The sequence below is a fragment of the Vallitalea guaymasensis genome (assembly GCF_018141425.1).
Classification (GTDB): Bacteria; Bacillota; Clostridia; order Lachnospirales; family Vallitaleaceae; genus Vallitalea; species Vallitalea guaymasensis.
Genome location: NZ_CP058561.1, coordinates 313848 through 333490 on the forward strand (window position 1 = coordinate 313848; position 19643 = coordinate 333490).

Sequence of the window (19643 nt, forward strand, 5' to 3'; positions counted from 1 at the left end):
TAATATTTATTTCTTTTTCTTATAAAATCTGCCTAGTATTATGAATAACCATAATAAATGAATACAAAATGACATTATTATATTAGAAAAGCTTGGGGATTTTATTAACCTTGTAATCCAATATGATGGAAACAACCTTGCTATATAGATTACAGATTCATTATTTAATAGGTCAGCCAACCCAAATATCATAATGATATTAAGTCCTTTTGCGTATGTTAATCCTTTTACCTTGTCATCTGCTATATCAAACATTATTAATCCGATGATTATTGTTTGTATGCTTATTAGAATACTTATCAATAAGGTTGTTCCATAACTAATAGAAGCTATACCTATAACTAATCTTATCAAAAAACTGTATATGAATGTAATTATTATTGGGATGGATAGCCTGTTATATAAATATCCGTTTCTGCCAATAGGTGTTACTGACATAAGTTCATATATCTTACCATCTTTATCATCTAACATCATAAACCCTGTAACTGTCCCAATCAATGATGGAATCATCAAAAATATTACAGATATTATATAGCTGTGATAATCTGTAACATCAATATTTAAATATTCTTCTGTATAGATTGGAGTAATTATCAATAAAATTTTCAACAAACATATTAATATTACTGGTAAAATAAAAAGCAAGAACATTATTTTTTCTCTAAAAATCTGCTTATAGTCTGCCTTTATATGCTCACAACTAATCATTGCTCTAACCTCCATATACTATTTTGTTTTCAAATATTTTTTCAACTTTGCGCAATAAAAGATAATCAATAATTACTACATATGCTATAAGACCTATCGCTTCAATAATATTCCAATCATTAAAAGCACCATATACGATTCTAAACCCTGCTACACTAGGAATTACAGTCAATATATATGAAAACTTGAAATCTACAATAGAAATACATGGAATTATAAGCAGCATCAGGAATGGTATCATCTTAACCATATATTGATTAAGTGTTTTACATCCTACTACTACAATAATACCTATTAGAATAAAGAAAACAGATGATATAAAAATACCTATTGCCAATATTATATTATTGACACTTGTAGAATTTATGGAGACAAAAGTTATTGCTTCTCCTGCAATAACCGCCAATAAGGATAAGGTAAATACCTTGGATAAAATATATTCTTTTATACTAAGAGGAGTCACTACAATATAATTAATGATTCCCTGTAATTTTTCCAACATGATTATGCCTCCAATAAAGAAAAATCCGACTACAGATGGATCTGAAAATACTATGATCGGTAAAATGATATTCTTGAATTCTTTAGAAATCATAGACAAAATCACCATATAGATAATAGTTAAAAAAAGGTAAATAATATAAAATCCCTGCTTCATCTGGAATTTAAAATCTGTCTTCAATGCTCCTGTCATTCTCATATCAATTTCCTCCCTGTTAGATCAATGAATACATCTTCTAATGTAGCCTCTCCACTATGTATAGTCTTAATTTTTTTGGTCTGAATGATTTTCAAAAATTCTGAGTTGCTATTGATTGTGTCTAACTCATATTCTTTAGTATTTAATCGATTGCCTTCTACATATTCTAACTTAATAGTATTACGCCCATTTTTTATCATAAGATTCTTAGGGGTATCAATTACTTTTATACTACCATCTACAATAAGGGCTATTCTATCACATAATTGCTCTGCCACAGTCATATTATGGGTTGTCAAAAATATGGTTTTTCCTTGTCCTTTTAATTCTAATATAATATCTTTTATAATTTTTGCATTGACGGGATCTAGCCCAGACGTTGGTTCGTCAAAAAACAGCAGCTTAGGACTATGAATTAGTGCTCTTATAAAATTAAGTCTCATTTTCATCCCTTTTGAAAATCCTTCTACCTTTTTATCTTTATCTTTCAATAACCCTACTCTATCTAATAAATTATTAATATCAGATTTTGTATTTTTATAGTATGATCCAATAAGATCCAGATTTTCTTTAGCAGTTAATTTTAGATATAGATTTGGAAAATCAAATGCCACTCCTATATCTTCAAAGAAATCTTTGCTCCATTTATTTCTCTCTTTACCTAGTACGTTTATATGTCCCCTATACCCTCTTAACAAACCAATGATTAATTTTTGAGTTGTTGTTTTACCAGCTCCACTAGGTCCTAGAAAACCAAATATTTCTCCTTTATCTATATGAAAATTCACTTTGTTAACTGCTAATTTATTGGTCTTTGGATATGTAAAGATTAAATCATTTGCTATTATCATATACAGTCCTCCATTTAAGTAATTTTAATAAAAATCAAGTGTTCTTTATTAGGATAAAAAAATTAAAAGTTGAAGTCCCGTATAAGTCCCATTGTTCCAATCATGTAGAACAGGATATATTCAGTTATTAATTTATGTTTTAAGTCAGGATTATTATTATTTCTAAGAATTTTAATAATTCCATCTATCAACTGTTCAGAAATTATATCTCCAATCTCAATAGAACTGTATTCCTTATTATATTTCTCCATATGCTCAATAAAATGGTTTTTAATAAGATTAACCAACTCATTCTTGCAATTAGCGAATTTGGTACCTTCGCTGCAATCTAATAATATAATCAAACCTATACCAAAATTAGGAACCACTTTACCTAAGAGTTCTGAAAGTACTACTCTCCACTTTGACGGATTAGATATTTGCCATAAATAATCAGGTCTTTCTATCTTATCATGATTATGGATAAAATATATGAACTTGTCATATTCATTTTTTACAAGTACCTCAAATAGAGCCTCTTTATTATCAAAATAGTTATAGAAATTACCAATAGTAGTTCCTGCTTGCTTTACTATTTTTCTAATAGAAGCTTTCTCATATCCTTTTTCCAAAAATTCTTTTTCTCCACTTTTAATAATAGCGTTTTTCACTTCATCTTTTTTTATCTGCATTAAAAATCACCTGTTATTTATTAATATACTATAGTTTGTAATATGTGTCAATAATTTATTATCCTAATTAAGATGGGGCTGTAAATAAAATATTATCCTACAGCCCCTATAACTTTTGCTAATTTTTATATTGATAGACTTCTACGGTCAAAAATAATTATCGCTGCAAAGTAAAGTATACCGCTTATACCTAATAAAATCAAACTTGTCATAGCAGCATAGCTTGAACTGCTTAAGATTTCTTCAATATCTACAAATGAATAAATAGTGAAATATTTTAACCATGATATATCTTCACTTATTCCCATGAGCATCCTAAATATCAAGAATAAAGCTGCTATTCCCCCTCCAAAGGCAAGAGCATTTCTTGATTCATTGAATAAACATGAGAATAAGAATACTATACCACTGACAACCATTGTGGCTAGATAAGTCACTAAATTTAGAGCAATGAATTTACCTATATCAAGATGTCCTCCGAACATGGATTCACTAATAGCAATACCTATACCTACATTTATTATGAAAATGGCAGCTATACTACTTACCAGATAAACAGCTTGAGTTACAGCTATTCTAATACGAGTATTAGGTGTTGTTAATATATAAGCCATTGATCCATTATCAACATGTTTTGCAATCAATTTATTACCTATGATTATTGTATATATCATTGGAAATACTAGAAAAATAAATCCATAAAGATAATGTGCAAGATAACCAGTTAAATCCGTACCTAGATTATCAAATCCAAAGGCTTTTAACATTCCCTCAGGCATCAATGCCAGCATACTTTCTATTGTTTCTGCACTATCAGGATCAAACATAACTATACTTATAGTTACATACATAAGTATGAAAAGCGTAAAAAATAATCCTATACCCCAATTTGCCTTGAATGTTGCTTTGAACAATGTCTTATTCATGAGTAACACCATCCTTCCCATAGTATTTCATAAATACATTTTCAAGTGATTGTTGCTCAGCTTCTAATCCAATCACACTACAATCAGATAAAATCTTGAAGAACTCCTTGTAATTGTTATTTACTGTAATTTTAACCTTTTTATCTGTTATTTTTTTCACATCCAGTTTATTATTCATAAGCTTACTTACATCATTTTTGTTAGATAATCTAATGATAAAAGTTTCCTGTTTCATAGCATTAAGAGATTGAACATCTTCAACAGCAACAATTCTACCATCTTTTATGATGCCTGCTCTATCACAAACTCTTTGAACTTCCTCAAAAATATGTGAAGACATCATTATTGTTTTACCTCTTTCTTTTTCTCTATCCAATAGATTCATAAATAAATTCTGCATGAGAGGGTCCAATCCACTTGTTGGTTCATCTAAGATATATATAGATGGGTCATGCATAAATGCTGTCACTATCCCTAATTTCTGTTTCATACCTTTTGACATCTTTTTTATTTTACCTTTTGTATCTAATTCAAATAGCTCTATAAGCTCATCACGTCTTGATAAATCCTTGGTATGACGCATTTCACACATGAATCTAAGGAATTCCATACCTTTCATATTCTCAAAGAAAGTAATCTCTCCTGGAAGATAACCAATAGTATTTTGAAGTTTTGCCGCTTCTTTTCGACAATTGATTCCATTAATTACTGCACTGCCTTTTGTTGGATTGGCGAACCCAAGCAGGTTTCTTATGGTTGTTGTTTTTCCAGCACCATTAGGACCAATATAGCCAAAAACTTCTCCTTCCTTAATTGTGAAGTTCAAATCAAAGACACCTTTTCCACTCTTATAGATCTGTGTGAGATTTTTAACTTCTATCATTCAACTACCTCCCTTTTAATTATCCTGTTTACTGAGTTGATCTCTGCAATATTTTACATAAGACAATGCTTCCTCTTTTATCTTAATCTTATTTGTATCAAAACCTAATGCACCATTTATTAATTCTTCACTGAACTCAAGTAATTCTGTGAATTCAACATATTTCTGTTCATCCTTTGACATAATAATCTGAGGTATAATACCATAAATTCTTATTAATTCTCTCGTCCATAATCCTGCTAAATACTCTGGATATTTTACATTGAATATACCCTCTTCATTGCCTTGTATGATCAATTTTTTGTAAAGTTGTGTTGTAACTATTTCAAATTCTTCTGCCATCTTTCTCAAAATAGTGTTGTTTCCTTTAAAAGAATATATCTTACCAATCTCTGGCCATTCTTCTATCTTGCTTGCTTTACATTTATTGATGGTAATAAAAACATTATTTAATGATTCAATTGTGGATTCAACATTTTTTTCTTGCATCTTTTCATAATATCTGACTAAATCTTTTATATAATTAATGGTTATTGCTTCAAGAACTTCATCTTTTGATTTGAAATGATGATAAAATCCACCTTTAGAACTTCCTACTGACTCAATTATCTCTGATACAGTTGTCTTTTCATAACCTTTCTCAGCAAATAGTTTATATGCCGTTCTTATTATATTCTGTTTTAAATCCATATAAACCTCCTTCCGACAACAAACCGACTGTCGGTCTGTATATTTTTTATTTTACACTTTTTTAATTCTTTTGTAAAGGATTATATAGAAAAAAGGGCTATAATTAATAATTGTTAATAGCCCTCACATTCCTAACTCTATTATTTAACCTGTCCTACTTTATCGCTTCTTTCCCTAAGATTTACAACAATCGCTTTTGGTCTACTCATTGCCTCAATACTATACCTGATACCTTGTGTACCCATACCTGATGATTTTACTCCCAAGAATGGGAAATGATCAGGTCCTCTTTCTGTTTTATTATTTATTTGAACTGTACCCACTTCCAATAACCTTGCGATATGAAACGCATCATCTATATCATTAGTGAAGATTGAAGATTGTAATCCATATTCAGATGCATTGGCTATATCAACAGCTTCATCAATATTTTTTACTCTAATTATAGGAAGTACTGGCCCAAAAGGTTCTTCCCATGCGATTCTCATATCAGTTGTGACATTATCAAATACAGTTGGATATAATAGATTTCCTTCTCTCTTGTTACCTATTTTTAATGTTGCACCTTTATCTATAGCATCATCAATTAACCCTTGAACAAAATCAGCCGCCTTATTGTTGATGAGTGGTGTTATTGTTACATCATCAAAAGGATTTCCTACTTTTAATTTTGATACATATTCAGTTATAAGATCTACTAGTCGATCTGCAATGCTTTCTAATACAAGAACTCTTTTTAATGCTGTACATCTTTGCCCTGAGTAACTGAAAGCTCCTTTTACTATATTATTAGCCGCATGTTCTAGATCAGCATCCTTTAATACTATTGCTGCATCCTTTCCTCCTAATTCCATGATACTTGGTACCATAGATGTCACTTCTGATATATGTCTACCAACTTCACTGCTGCCAGTAAAGTTTATTAAATCAATCTCCTTGTGTTTTATTATATAATCTCCTATTTCAGAGCCTTTACCTGTTATTGTGTTAAGTACACCATTAGGCAACCCAGCTGCTTGAAATACCTTTGCTAGATATAATGCACTAATAGAACCTTGAGTGGGAGGTTTGAAAACTACGCTATTCCCCGCCATTAATGCTGGTGCTATCTTTGATGCTGAAAGGTTGACTGGATAATTAAAAGGTGATATTGCTAGGACTACTCCTACTGATTCTCTTGTAACAAAAGCCAATTTGTCTTTTGAAAATCCATGAAAACCATCACCTTGAAGAGTTTCTCCTTGTATTCTTTTACCTTCATCAGCTGTAAATCTTATAAAATCAACAGTCCTAATAACTTCAGATCTTGCACTCTTTATATCCTTCGCTATTTCTTTAGTTAATATATTTGCTATTTCTTCTGAATTTTCTTCTAGTATTGCTGCTGATTTATGAATGATATCAGCTCTCTCACTAACTGGTTTATCTGCCCATACACCAAAAGAACTCTGAGCCTTTGAAACTACTTTATCTACTTCTTCTCCTGTCATAGCTTGAATTTTTCCAACTTCTTCTTCATTAATAGGAGAATTAATGGTTATAAAATTATTGGAAGCAGAACTGACCCATTGTCCATCATAAAGATTTTTATAGATATTGTTATCTTTTATGTCTTCAAACATTATTACCACCTCACAACTTTCATTATTTGCTTGGTAGTATTATTTTCTTTTATAATGTGTAATATGCACTTTAATAAGAAGAATTGTAAATATTATTTTCTTGTGAATCATAAACAAAAAGCTTATCCTGTTATAGAATAAGCTTTTTTTGAAGTATTAATAATTTTTATGTTTATTATAACTATGTAGTATATGTCTTATCTAGCTAACCATCCACCATCAACAGCTAATGTATAACCATTTACATAACTTCCTGCTTCTGAAGCCAAGAATACAACTGGACCAGCTAAATCAGAAGGTAATCCCCATCTATTTGCAGGTATTCTATCAAGTATTGCTTTACTTCTAACTGGGTCTGCTTTTAAAGCAGCAGTATTATTAGTATCCATGTAACCTGGTGCGATTGCATTAATATTAATATTCTCTTTTGCCCATTCATTAGCTAATAATCTAGTAATACCCATTACACCGCTTTTACTTGCTGTATAAGAAGGAACTCTGATACCTCCTTGGAATGAAAGCATTGATGCAATATTAATGATTTTTCCGCCTGATTTTTGTTTCATGAATTGTTTTGCTACTGCTTGACTGAAGAAAAATACTGTTTTCACGTTAATGTTCATAACGTCATCCCAATCTTTTTCTGTAAAGTTAATAGAATCTTCTCTACGAATGATACCTGCATTATTTATAAGAATATCTACTCTACCAAATTTTTCTACAGTCTGATCTACGATACCTTGAATAGGCTCTGTTGTAAGTAAGTTAGCTTTTATTCCTAAATATTTTCTACCTAACGCTTCTACTTTTTCTTGTGTTTCAGGTGCGTCAACATAATCAACACCAACAATGTCTGCTCCTGCTTCTGCAAGTCCTAATGTCATTCCTTGACCAAGACCAGTACTACAACCTGTAACTATAGCCACTTTTCCTTCTAATGTAAATTTATTTGCCATTTTATTTACCTCCTAATATTGTGTTTTCTAGGAATATCTATTCTACCAATTATTTTAAGTCAGTAATCTTTAAGTGATCCATATCATCAAAAGCTTTATTTTCTCCAACCATACCCCAAATGAAAGTATAGGCACTTGTTCCACAACCTGAATGGATTGACCAGCTTGGTGAAATAACAGCTTGTTCATTCTTCATAACGATATGTCTTGTTTCAGTTGGTTCTCCCATGTAATGGAATACTACTGAATCTTCTGGAATGTCAAAGTATACATATACTTCCATTCTTCTTTCATGAGTATGTGCTGGCATTGTATTCCATACGTTTCCTGGAGCCATCTTAGTAAGACCCATTGATAATTGACAGCTTTCCATTACTTCTGGATGAATGTATTGATATATAGTTCTCTTGTTACAAGATTCGTCTGAACCTAAGTTAACTTGTTTTGCATTAGTAATGTCGATATGTACATTTTTGTATGTTTTGTGAGCTGGTGCACTTAAGCTATAGAATTTAGCAGGATTTTTTGGGTCATCGCTAGTAAATAAAACTTCTTTAGCTCCCATACCTACATATAGTCCGTCACGCTCATTTAATTTGTATACTTCTCCGTCAACAGTGATTTGACCTTTTCCACCTATATTTATAACTCCTAATTCTCTTCTTTCTAAGAAAGAATTAGTTCCTAAGTTCTTCCATACGTCCAAGTTTTCATCTAAAGTGATAGCCTTATCCCCTGGGCAGATACCCATAGTTATAATTCTATCTATGTGACTATAAACACGTTTAATTTTTCCTGTAACGAATAATTCTTCAATTAAGAATTCTTCTCTAAGTCTATCTGTAGTATAATGCTTAGCATCTCTTGAATTTGATGGTTGTCTTATTTCCATTATATTTTCATCCTTTCTATATTAGTTTCACTATATGAAACTCATTTTCACTATATATACATTTTATCATTGACACCAAGTAATGTCAACTATATTTCATTTAATAATACCATGTTTCATTATATGAAACTATCAAAGGGTAATTTTAAAAGAAGCTCCTGCTTCTTAATCATAATAAAAATATCTATAATTTAAAATTAATGCAAAAATAATGCAAACAAATACTCTTAATTAAATCTATTTAGCTCTATACCCCATACGTTTAGAAATTTTTTCAGCAGTATTTTTAACTACACGAATTATTTCAGCATCTTTATTTTCTAGGAACTCTTTATTTGTTCCTGCAGTACTTACCGCTGCAATTATTTCTCCTCTATAGTCATATATAGGTGAAGCAATACAATAAATCCCTACTTCATGCTCTTCATTATCTATAGCAAAGCCTTCTACCCTAGCTTGTTCTATCTCTTTAATGACTTTTTCAGGGTCTAATAATGTAGTAGGAGTAAAACTAGTAAATTCAGTATCCTCTAATAATTTCAATATTTTTTCATTACTCCATTGTAACAGTAATGCTTTACCTACTGATGAACAATAGATAGGTATTCTTTTACCAATTTGTGAGTACATTCTTATAGAGTGTATTGGTTCAATTTTTTCAATGAAAACTGCATCTCCATCTAGATATGTTGCTAGTTGAACAGGTTGGTTAAGTTTATAAGACATTTCTCTAAGATATGGAAGAGCTTCAGTTTTAAGTTCAATATTATTTAATCTTATACTGCTAAGCTCTACCATCTTAAGACCAATTATATATCTATTGGTTTGTTCATTTTTCTCAATAAAACCTTTGTTTAAAAGTGTCATAAGTAATCTGTGGATTGTACTTTTATTAAGTTCAATCTTATTTTCTATCTCTTTTGCTGTCAAGCCATTAACTTCTTGAGATAATATCTCCAATATAGTTAGTGCTCTATCTACTGTTTGCAATGTACTTTTTTGCATAATATCCTCCTACATTAACTCTAATATAGTTATGTTTCCTTGTATTATAGCAAATTTAGATATTAGTGTAAATAGTTATAGTATGCAAAGCAAGTATAGACAAATCTTAAAGCCCTTTGTTATAAACCAAGTTTATTATCTCTCTTAATATTGGCCAAGCTCCATTTCCTGTATTAGAAATTACAGTATAAGTTATTTCTTTTTCTCTAATAATTGCCGATTTGAAAGATATTCCTGCATCACATCCTACAATGTATTCTTCTACAGGCTTTCCTTTTTCTTCATAAACCCAAATTCCATGACCGTAATATGTATCTTTACCTTCTGATTCAGCTTTAACATAAGGTTTAATATATGAATCAACTAAATCCTTTGATAGAATCTTATTGCTTAATAATGCTTCCCATAGTATATATAAATCACCAATAGTAGTAAATGCACCACCATCACCACCACCAACTATAGGTAGATTATATATATTTGTACGCCAACCCATATCATCTTTAACATAACCAATTGCTGTATTTTCAGGTAATCTGTTCATTGCATAGAATCCTGAGTTAGTCATCCCAACAGCTGTAAATATTTCCTGTTCAACAAAATCTTTATATGTCATTTTTGATACTTCAGATACTATTGCTGCTAGTAATACAAAACCACCATTACAGTAAGCAAATGATTTTCCTGGTAAAAATTTCATCTCTTCTTTAGGAAAAATAGGAAAATAATCTTTTGGCTCTTTTAAATGATACCAAGGTATATCCACATAAAAATTATCGAAATCATCAATTTTGTCTTCATCATAATAATCTGGCATACCGGATGTATGGGTTAATAATTGTCTAATAGTAATATCTTTTGAATAAAGCTCAAAATTATAATCAATTATGTCACAAACCTTTGTTTCCATAGATATCTTACCTTGATCTATTAATTTTCCTATAGCTAATGCTGTGAATAATTTTGTACCTGATGCAATTCCAAACTTTGTTTCTATATTGTTTTTTATTCTGTTACCACGATCTGCATATCCACTTGCTTTTTCATAGATAATTTTACCTTGCTTTTTAATTGAAACCACACCTGAAAAATCATCCTTTTCTATTAATTCGTCTAGATCCTTTAATATTGTTGTATTCTCCATAATAACTAAATCCCTTCTTATCCCTATAATTACTTTTCTAGTATTACATTTCTCTTTTCAATATTATCTCAAAATACTTGCTAAATCCTGCAGCAGCTAGTGATGGGGCAAATATCTGTACAAGCTCCCACCCATCCCTGGCTTCTCTTCTAATTATTTCTCTGTAATCTTCTTTTGGGTTATTGTTCCACTTAGAGATGTCAATTCTTATAAATTTATAATCATACATTATTATCATCCCTTCCATTTTATCTTCCAAAAGTTAACGTTTGCTAGTCTAAATATCCTTATTGAACTACTTATTATAATGCTTTGTGATTATATTCATTAGTTCATCCTTAGTATTATTAAAATCATAAGATGAATTATCAATAATCCATTTATCCATTTCTAGTAAATAAAATATTTCCAGCTCTAATTTTTTTCTTGCTCTTAATACTTCTATAGTTCCTTCTATGCCATTCATCTCATTTTCTTTGCCAAATCCTCTTTTTGTGTAATAATCAATGAATCCTTTTAACCATGATTCAGGTCTTTCATTCAATACTTTTTTGAATGACTTCTCAATATACATTTGATTAACATATAACAAAATAGGATTCAATGGTTCAATGATTTTAGTCAATCTTTTAATATAATTTATTGTTTTTTCCTTAGGACTATTATCTCGTAACATGCTGACTGTTATTGGATTTTGCATAAAACAGCATTCAAAAATATAAGTAAACTTATCATGTATAACACTATGTACAAAATGTTCCCATTTCTTTAAAATCAAATCTATATGTCTATCTAGTGATAATTCATATATATCATATTTTGTTATATCATTAATTAATTCACTTGGATATGATGTGTCATTCAATAATTTAGCATATGGTAAAAAATAATCATTTCCTTTTTGTATTAGATCCTTTTGAATCAATTGAGAATATTTATTGTACTTAGCAACTAGTTCATTATACTCTTTGTGATTAAAACAAGCTACTCCGTCATAATCAGCAGGATGATCTAAGTTTCCTTCTTTATAAAGTTTTCGCTCTATACCAATTTCATTAAGAATCTCATCAGTTATCTCTGCTATAGTTGATTTACCCGAACTTGGCAATCCTTCAACTAAAATTAATTTTGTCCTCATTACCTATCACCCTTCTAATATCTCCTAATCTAACACCTATCTGAATCAGTTTAATATAAAAAATTCTTTCTTCTATACTTTCTATTCATTATTTAATAAATGATATCCATGCTGTGTTTTAAGTAACTTAAGAATTTCTGGAACTTCATTTTGTGTAAGAGGGGGTAAACATATCAACTCTCTACCACACCTAAAATATTTTTTACCATCAGGATATTCATATATATATCCTAATGGTTTATCTTTACATCTCCCACATTTATAACAACCAGTATACTTAAAATTAAATTCTTCAATAGTATTTTTTATAGCTTCATGAAAAAATTCAGAATAATTGTCAGTTGCAAAATATTTCAGCTTTAATTTAGGCTGACCATCCGTATATGAGAATTTTAAAAGATGTATTTTTGTCTTATTATTAGTAAATACATAGTTAATATCTTTAGTTCTTGCTCTTTTGGGTTTATAACCTAGTTCATATGCAAAGTCTGCTATTTCTGAATAGATCTCCTTATCATCATCATTCAAACCATTAAAAAAATCATTTAATGTGTTATTCATAATTGTAAACCCCTTTCATTTTTCAACTATAATTACCTCCATGGTCGCTCTCTACCTAACCATCCTTGTTCTCTCCAATATTCAACATCTGGCGGATTAGAACCTATGTACTTTTGCATCATTTTACTAACGAAAAACCATTTACGTACTCTGAAGCAAGGCTTAACTTTACCATTATTTTTTTGAATTTTTTTAGCTACCTTTTTTGCTTTCTTAGTAATTTTATTTTTTATTTTTACCGATACGCACTTCCACCTTGTTTCATAAACAGCAAAGCCCATTTTATAGGTTTTAGCAACTCCCCAAAAATCCAGACTATCTTTCATTTCTTTCAAACTGTGATTATAAACAGGTCCACTTCCAGTGGCTATAACTAAACCTTGTTTATGAAACATATTCTTTTCGGGACGATGGACAATCCACATATTAGCAAAATGATCCAGAAAAACTTTCATTTGGCCTGTTACATGATATGAGTACACTGGCGAAGTCAAAATGATTAAATCTGTTGATAATAATTTTTGACGAATTGGATTAGTATAATTGCTATGTGTGCATGTACCTTTTTCTTCACTGAAACATCTTAAACAAGATATACAAAACTCTGGCAAATCTCTAGGAAGAAAAATCTCAGTTACATTTGCGTCTTCTATCTGTTTTATTACTTCCTGGGCGATATTATATGTACAGCCTTTTCTCTCAGTCCCATATATTAACATTCATTATCAGTCACCTCATTTTGAGATTATTTAGTTAAAAATATAGTTTTCTTCACTGCATTTTAGTACAGCTGAAAAAGAAGAATTCATCATCTAGTATCTTATCAATTTCAAACCTGTACTCAGTACAAAGTGTTTTTAATGTCCTATCTTTTGGTATAGCATCTCTACCTAGTGAAAGTTAAACTATTTCAAAAATGTATTTGGATATTTTATTAAAATCATCAATTTTATCATTTTCTAAAAAAGCTATTAATATAGATTGGTCCAATACTGATATAACAAATTGACTTGTACTGTCTTTGCTTAACAACAGCTTGTTAACCATGGAAAATATTCTCACATCCAGCCAATCATCATTAAATTCTAAGTTCCATTTATATGTTTCTTCTCCTAAATTAAACGCAATCCATGCTTCGCTTTTATCCATATCTATATAGTCATGTATTTTAGATAATGGCAGGTTATCATGAGCTAAACAAGCTATTTTTTCCATGACTCTTACATAATCCCCTGTATCTTCAATACACTCTGTATCTAAATACCATATATTTTTTGATATGGGTTTCCCACAATCTTTTGAAGTTTCAACTTCACAACCTAATGCTATTAACAAAGAACCATACGGATCTTCTTCATATTCTTCCTTATCAAAAACATTAAAGAGGTGATTACTGTCAATATCTGGATTAATTCTTATTCCAACTTCCTCTAATTTTTCTAACTGTGTTTTCAATGGTATAATCTCTTGTTTCTTATGTTTCTTAGCGTATTTCTTAGATAAAAACTTAAACATACATACATCTCCTAAAAATTGTATTCTATCAGCTAACAGCTTATGTATATTTATATGTAATTTACTTACTAATTAAACACTGTAAAACTAATATATTTAAGCTTACTATTTTTATAACTTAATAATTCTCTTCAAAAAAACGATAAATTTTATCATCTAACATACCATCTTTATTTTCAATATCATATACAAAATCAATATTAGCTGACGTATATACTCTTTGCCTATCATTTTCAATTATAAAATTAACAACTAAAGTTTCCTTTTCATTTTGATTATACAATATAAGACTGAAACATATGGGTTTTGAGTCTTTCATATGTTGCACACAACTTGTACCAAACAAACTTCTTTTGCATTTATAATCTTTTAAAATTCTCTCTAATTCTTCTAATTTACTTAGTTCTTTAATGTTATACTGATTTTGTTCTATAGGATAAATCTTATGTAGATTCATGCTGTAAATACTATAATCATCATTAGGTAATACTTCTCTTGGTAAGTAGAAAATACTTATAATTATAGCTGTTACTATGATTAAACCAGAATATAAAAATATCTTTTTCCTACTATAATATTCATTATGTTTTCCTTGTTTTTTATGCTTATAATAAATACCTTTAATAATATACCTTACAAGGATAATAATAAAAATAATATTTATTATAATTAACAATCCTAAAATTATTCTTAGACTATCAACTAATAATTCATTAACCCATATTGGTGCATTTCTAATCATCTTCATACTCCCATTTTATTCTTTCATTGAAATGACTATATTAATGCTATATAACTATTGTTTCAACATCACTCCATTTACATCTGCAAAACATTTCATATAAAAGCTTTCGTCTTCAGAAGGTACTCTATTATATTTATCTGAAAATCTTTTTATTGCTTCTTCGTTAGATAAATCTTCTCCTACTATTTCTCCTGCTGTTTTTAGTTGCTTTAATAAATCTGTTATACCCTCTTTATCAAATATATTCTCATGAGATACAATATAATGATCTGCATCACAATCAAGAATTTCATCTATCATTGGAAATAGTTTTTCTTTTGTATAACCATATACACCTTTGTACATGCCACCATAAATACAATCTCCCAAAAACAAAACTTTTTCTTCAGGAATATATATCATAGATGCATCGTTAGTGTGGTCACCCCCGATTGATTTGATTATACATGTTAATCCTCCTAGATCTATTTTAATACTATTCTCATATGTAATATCTAACTCACCTATTTCAAAATTATATCTATCAGTAATTTCTTTTTTAATGCACTCAATTGTAAAATCAGAAAATCTACCTTCATTAACATGTTCTACTAAAGATACATCGTCCCACTTCAATTTTTTTATTTCTTCTAATTTCTCAATTGTATTATGATTAGCTATAGTCACTAATCCCATCTCTTTTATTCCAAATATATGATCCCAATGATAATGTGTAATAGCTAAATACTTCAATGGTGGAATATCTAGTGCATCTAGCTCAGTTAAAAATTCTTTTGCATGTTTTGGAGAGTTACCTGAGTCAACTACCAAACTATACTTATTCCCACAGATAACTCCTAGAGAAGGTCTATCTGTGTCCTCTTTATGTGGCATATAATAAATTCTATCTGTTAATTTCTTAATCATATTTATAGCTTCCTTTCTCTTAAAAAGTATTAAAATAACTATTTAATCACCTAATTTAATAGTAATTAAAATCTGCGATACTCTATCATTTCCACTTATTATAAAAAAACATATCCTCTCTACTTTCTTTACTTTTAGGCGTTGTCTTTTCATCTGGATATCCAATAGGTACTAAAAGTTGACATGTTATATGCTCTGGTAATCCTAATATTTTATTAATCTTCTCTATATCAATAAAATCTACTAGACACCCACGTAAGTCATGGGAAACAGCAGTAAGAATCATATGCTGAGCAGCTATGTAAACTGGTGTACTCTGTACTAAGGTTTTACAGGCTTTACGATTATTATGTTCTCTTAAAAAATCAACTATCTCTTTACTATATCTAAGTTTATTCCCAATAACACCATAATCGTCATCTTTTTGTTCACCAATATCCCAACTAATATCACAACAGCAAACAAAGATAACCGGTGCTTCTGCAACCCACTCAGCGAATAACGTTGCATTTGCAATTTCATTCTTTACTTTGTCATCTGTAATTACTCCAATATAATAATTACAAGTATCTGTCTCAGGTGCAAGTCTTGCACTTTCTAAAATGTCGTTAATAATACTATCCCTTATTTCAATATCTTGAAACTTTCTAGCCGACCTTCTTTTTCTCATAACCTCTCTTAATTCCATATAATCCTCCCTTATATTTTTTTATTTATAATGCTATATGTCTAGACTTTTCTTCTGTTTTTCTGTCAATGGAATACCTAATTGAATTTGCTTTCTTATGTTTTTATCTAAGGATTTTCCTCTTACAAGTCTTTTATCACATATATTTGTTCCCTCTACAATGTATTTGGCAGTTTCTTTTCTCTGGTTAAGAGACATTCTGCTACACCAAAATTCATATTGGGATTTATTAAGTTTTTTACTGGCAATCTCAATATATTTGATATCCTCTGTTTTCTTGCCTTTTTTGATATCTCTGATTTCTTTATCTGTGAATGGTAAGTTTAACTCAACTTTTCTTAACGCTATATTAGATAATTCTACTCCCTTAAGTTCATCCATATTATATATTTTTTTACCATCCATTAGTGATATAATTAGTGGTTGTTTATCTTCGTAATTCAATTTATTCAAAAATTCTAGTTGTTCTTTGGTTAATTCTTGCATTACATTATGTACTTTTTTATGATAATTCTTTTTATTATTATCTTTACCTATAACCTTAAAAACTTTTTCCAATTGTTTATCGGTTAATGGTAGACCAATCAATAATTGTTGTCTAATCATATTGGGTATCTCATCGTAATCCAACAAATACAGTTGTCTATCAATTTCTGATTCGTTTAACTTTCTTATTATTTCATCAACCATACTGTTTAGTTCTTCTTTTTTCAGTAATACTCTGTTCACTAATTTACTATCTATACCGGTATACTTTTTAACACATTCGCAACCAAGATTATAAGTTATATCTAGTATTCTGTGTTTAATTACATATTGATATCTTAATGAACGTCCACATACACATTTATATGGTCTAGTATTTTCTTCTGCCACTTTAATGTCAACTAAAATCCATTCGTTGATTTTATCTTCTATCTGTTGATTATCTTCTTCCCCATTAAGTACTATGCCCTTTAGATTTATCAGCTTTTCTTCCCATATGTCTTTAGCTGATTTTTTTATGTATTTATCTATAAACTCCTTTTGTTTGCTAGACAATTCTATTTGCAAATTATTCTCCCCCTGTTAACGGATTTATTGTTTTTATAAATGAAATTGGTTCTCCGTTATGGTATAGATATTCTAGTTCATCGTATAATTGAATAGTATTATCTTCTCCTTGGCTAGCTGAGGATTTGTCAATCTTGAATACTTTCCATATTCCATCTATTTGTTTAAATGAGTATCTGAAATTTGTATATAATACCATATTTTTTTCATTATTGGTGACTTTTTCAGCTAAAGTATATACGTATTTAATATCCTCTTTCTCATCATAATACACATCTGAAATCTGTACTTCTACCTTTAATTCATCTATGTCATAAAGCCATAGAACTGATTTCTTCATTTTTGCTCTGTATTCTTTTATTTGATCAATATCTAAACCAATCAAATCTTTTCCTTTATATTTTTCGTCATTATGACCGAATATTACTTCATCATCTTTATTTATACTAGATTCATCAAGCACACCTTCAATATTATTTTTATATTGGTCATATGTGATGTTAAAATACCATAACTGATAATTATTATTCTCTAACTTAACGATTTTTTCTACTTCTTCTGGCAAATTATTAGGTTTATTACATCCAGTTATACCTATTAGAATTACTAAAATTACTATATATAATTTTTTATACATGCTTTCTCCTTTATCTTAATTAGTTTTATTATTTCTTTACAATATTATCTCTTTTAATTGTTAAAGTTGGTTATACCAATATAATCATCACTACATTTTACTGTCATTGAAAATTTCATCTAACATATTCAAACCATTTTTATGAGTTTTATCAACTTCATCAAATAAATTATTATATATATGTATACTATCTTTTATTCTATCTTTTATTCTATCCTCAGCAATTATTTTTGCTTTGTTAGTATAAAAGTTATTATTAACCTTTTTAATACTCTGATGATACTCGTTAAAAAATGAATTTTTCCCATCATTATCACCAGATAGAACTTGTCCATTATCATCTAAAGAATATAAAGGTTGGGCTACTATTCCACTATAAGCTATTAATCTAGAAATACCTATATATCCAATAATGTCTAATTTATCAGCATCATAGAGTAACTTAGCTTCTATACTACAAGTTTTATTATCTATTCTATGACTATGTTTTGCAATACAATCTTTCACATGATTAGCTTTATCTTCACTCCAACCTATGGTAATCAAATATTTATAAGCCATCGCAGCTCCTACAGCAGCATGATTCTTGCTTGATTCTTCCTCTTGGGCATCTCTACCGATATCATGTAATAAAGCTGATGCAATCAAAACTTCCTTATCTACTTCATAGTCCTTACTTAATTCTAATGCATTATATAATACACGGTAGATATGTTGATAACCATGAGCACAATCATTGTTATTCATACATGAAAGCATATAGCTTTCTACTTCTTTATACACTATTTTATCCATTAAATCCTCCCATATTTAAATAGAAATTATCATAATTATATCTTATACTGTAATAAGTTTCTTTGATCATCCGTATCAAAAATAGATTTTATATATTTGCCTTTGAATTTTTCAATAATTTTTCTGGAGCCTATGTTATTTTCATTACATGTTATTATTACTTCCTCTAATCCAAGTTTCCTAGCTTCAACTAAACCTAGTTCAAGTAATTTGCTACCATAACCTTTGTTTCTATGTGTAGATTTTATTTCGTAACCGATATGACCTATCATTTGCAAAAATTCGCTGTCAACACTATGCCTAATTCTTATTACTCCAATTACTTCTCCAACATCATCTACAAGCCAAAAGCTGCTACATGGTATCCATCCTTCTGGTATATTAATCCCCTTGCTAGAATCAAGAAGGTCTTTGATAAACTCGTTAAAATCTTCTTCAGCCTTAGTATAAAGCTCATATGACTCATAACCTGTTTCTTTCACGTCTTCAATAAATTCTAGAAATGAATCCCTATATAATATACTTGGTTCAACTAATTTAACCTCTTGCATAAC

24 protein-coding genes are annotated in these 19643 nt (G+C 29.4%); all 24 read right to left on the reverse strand.

Annotated features, from left to right (window positions below; translation table 11 throughout):
* Window positions 1–6 precede the first annotated feature (6 nt).
* Window positions 7–711, reverse strand: coding sequence for a hypothetical protein (locus HYG85_RS01385; protein WP_212691963.1), 705 nt, complete (start codon window positions 709–711; stop codon window positions 7–9).
* A 4-nt stretch (window positions 712–715) separates the two neighbouring features.
* Entirely contained in the window at window positions 716–1411 is a 696-nt protein-coding gene (locus tag HYG85_RS01390; protein ID WP_212691964.1) for a fluoroquinolone export ABC transporter permease subunit, read from the reverse strand.
* Entirely contained in the window at window positions 1408–2262 is an 855-nt protein-coding gene (locus HYG85_RS01395) for an ABC transporter ATP-binding protein (RefSeq protein WP_212691965.1), read from the reverse strand. The genes HYG85_RS01390 and HYG85_RS01395 overlap by 4 nt, the downstream gene beginning before the upstream one ends.
* A gap of 62 nt (window positions 2263–2324) precedes the next feature.
* Entirely contained in the window at window positions 2325–2933 is a 609-nt protein-coding gene (locus tag HYG85_RS01400; RefSeq protein WP_212691966.1) for a TetR/AcrR family transcriptional regulator, read from the reverse strand.
* 125 nt (window positions 2934–3058) lie between these two features.
* A complete protein-coding gene (locus HYG85_RS01405; RefSeq protein WP_212691967.1) occupies window positions 3059–3859 on the reverse strand; it encodes an ABC transporter permease subunit in 801 nt (266 codons plus the stop codon).
* Window positions 3852–4742: an ABC transporter ATP-binding protein gene (locus tag HYG85_RS01410; RefSeq protein ID WP_212691968.1), complete on the reverse strand. Its 891-nt coding sequence runs from the start codon at window positions 4740–4742 to the stop codon at window positions 3852–3854. Before HYG85_RS01410 ends, HYG85_RS01405 begins: the two co-directional genes overlap by 8 nt.
* Before the next feature lie 15 nt (window positions 4743–4757).
* On the reverse strand, window positions 4758–5432 hold the full coding sequence (locus HYG85_RS01415; RefSeq protein WP_212691969.1) for a TetR/AcrR family transcriptional regulator: 675 nt from the start codon (window positions 5430–5432) through the stop codon (window positions 4758–4760).
* Window positions 5433–5572: 140 nt separating this feature from the next.
* The gene (locus tag HYG85_RS01420) at window positions 5573–7054 is read right to left on the reverse strand and encodes an NADP-dependent glyceraldehyde-3-phosphate dehydrogenase (RefSeq protein WP_212691970.1); all 1482 of its coding nucleotides are present in this window, start codon (window positions 7052–7054) and stop codon (window positions 5573–5575) included.
* Between the two features lie 197 nt (window positions 7055–7251).
* Entirely contained in the window at window positions 7252–8010 is a 759-nt protein-coding gene (kduD, locus tag HYG85_RS01425; RefSeq protein ID WP_212691971.1) for a 2-dehydro-3-deoxy-D-gluconate 5-dehydrogenase KduD, read from the reverse strand.
* A 49-nt stretch (window positions 8011–8059) separates the two neighbouring features.
* Complete coding sequence (kduI, locus tag HYG85_RS01430; protein WP_113671072.1) at window positions 8060–8902, reverse strand: 5-dehydro-4-deoxy-D-glucuronate isomerase; 843 nt, start codon at window positions 8900–8902, stop codon at window positions 8060–8062.
* Between the two features lie 237 nt (window positions 8903–9139).
* The gene (locus HYG85_RS01435; RefSeq protein WP_113671073.1) at window positions 9140–9907 is read right to left on the reverse strand and encodes an IclR family transcriptional regulator; all 768 of its coding nucleotides are present in this window, start codon (window positions 9905–9907) and stop codon (window positions 9140–9142) included.
* Between the two features lie 106 nt (window positions 9908–10013).
* Complete coding sequence (locus HYG85_RS01440; protein WP_212691972.1) at window positions 10014–11051, reverse strand: serine hydrolase domain-containing protein; 1038 nt, start codon at window positions 11049–11051, stop codon at window positions 10014–10016.
* 43 nt (window positions 11052–11094) lie between these two features.
* Complete coding sequence (locus tag HYG85_RS01445; protein WP_212691973.1) at window positions 11095–11298, reverse strand: DUF4177 domain-containing protein; 204 nt, start codon at window positions 11296–11298, stop codon at window positions 11095–11097.
* Window positions 11299–11346: 48 nt separating this feature from the next.
* Window positions 11347–12189 (reverse strand): P-loop NTPase family protein, encoded by an 843-nt coding sequence (locus tag HYG85_RS01450; RefSeq protein ID WP_212691974.1) that lies wholly within the window; start codon window positions 12187–12189, stop codon window positions 11347–11349.
* Between the two features lie 81 nt (window positions 12190–12270).
* Window positions 12271–12750, reverse strand: a complete 480-nt coding sequence (locus HYG85_RS01455) for a hypothetical protein (RefSeq protein WP_212691975.1) — start codon at window positions 12748–12750, stop codon at window positions 12271–12273.
* Window positions 12751–12782: 32 nt separating this feature from the next.
* On the reverse strand, window positions 12783–13469 hold the full coding sequence (locus HYG85_RS01460) for a flavodoxin family protein (protein ID WP_212691976.1): 687 nt from the start codon (window positions 13467–13469) through the stop codon (window positions 12783–12785).
* A 181-nt stretch (window positions 13470–13650) separates the two neighbouring features.
* Entirely contained in the window at window positions 13651–14265 is a 615-nt protein-coding gene (locus tag HYG85_RS01465; protein WP_212691977.1) for a hypothetical protein, read from the reverse strand.
* A 118-nt stretch (window positions 14266–14383) separates the two neighbouring features.
* Window positions 14384–15007 (reverse strand): hypothetical protein, encoded by a 624-nt coding sequence (locus HYG85_RS01470; RefSeq protein WP_212691978.1) that lies wholly within the window; start codon window positions 15005–15007, stop codon window positions 14384–14386.
* Window positions 15008–15061: 54 nt separating this feature from the next.
* Entirely contained in the window at window positions 15062–15916 is an 855-nt protein-coding gene (locus tag HYG85_RS01475; RefSeq protein WP_212691979.1) for an MBL fold metallo-hydrolase, read from the reverse strand.
* 85 nt (window positions 15917–16001) lie between these two features.
* On the reverse strand, window positions 16002–16604 hold the full coding sequence (locus HYG85_RS01480) for a nitroreductase family protein (protein ID WP_212691980.1): 603 nt from the start codon (window positions 16602–16604) through the stop codon (window positions 16002–16004).
* A 33-nt stretch (window positions 16605–16637) separates the two neighbouring features.
* Window positions 16638–17657 (reverse strand): hypothetical protein, encoded by a 1020-nt coding sequence (locus tag HYG85_RS01485; RefSeq protein ID WP_212691981.1) that lies wholly within the window; start codon window positions 17655–17657, stop codon window positions 16638–16640.
* Window position 17658: 1 nt separating this feature from the next.
* Complete coding sequence (locus HYG85_RS01490; protein WP_212691982.1) at window positions 17659–18294, reverse strand: hypothetical protein; 636 nt, start codon at window positions 18292–18294, stop codon at window positions 17659–17661.
* 90 nt (window positions 18295–18384) lie between these two features.
* Window positions 18385–19089 carry an HD domain-containing protein gene (locus tag HYG85_RS01495; protein ID WP_212691983.1) on the reverse strand — a complete coding sequence of 235 codons (705 nt, stop codon included), beginning with the start codon at window positions 19087–19089 and terminating at the stop codon, window positions 18385–18387.
* 35 nt (window positions 19090–19124) lie between these two features.
* A complete protein-coding gene (locus tag HYG85_RS01500; RefSeq protein WP_212691984.1) occupies window positions 19125–19640 on the reverse strand; it encodes a GNAT family N-acetyltransferase in 516 nt (171 codons plus the stop codon).
* Window positions 19641–19643: the final 3 nt, after the last annotated feature.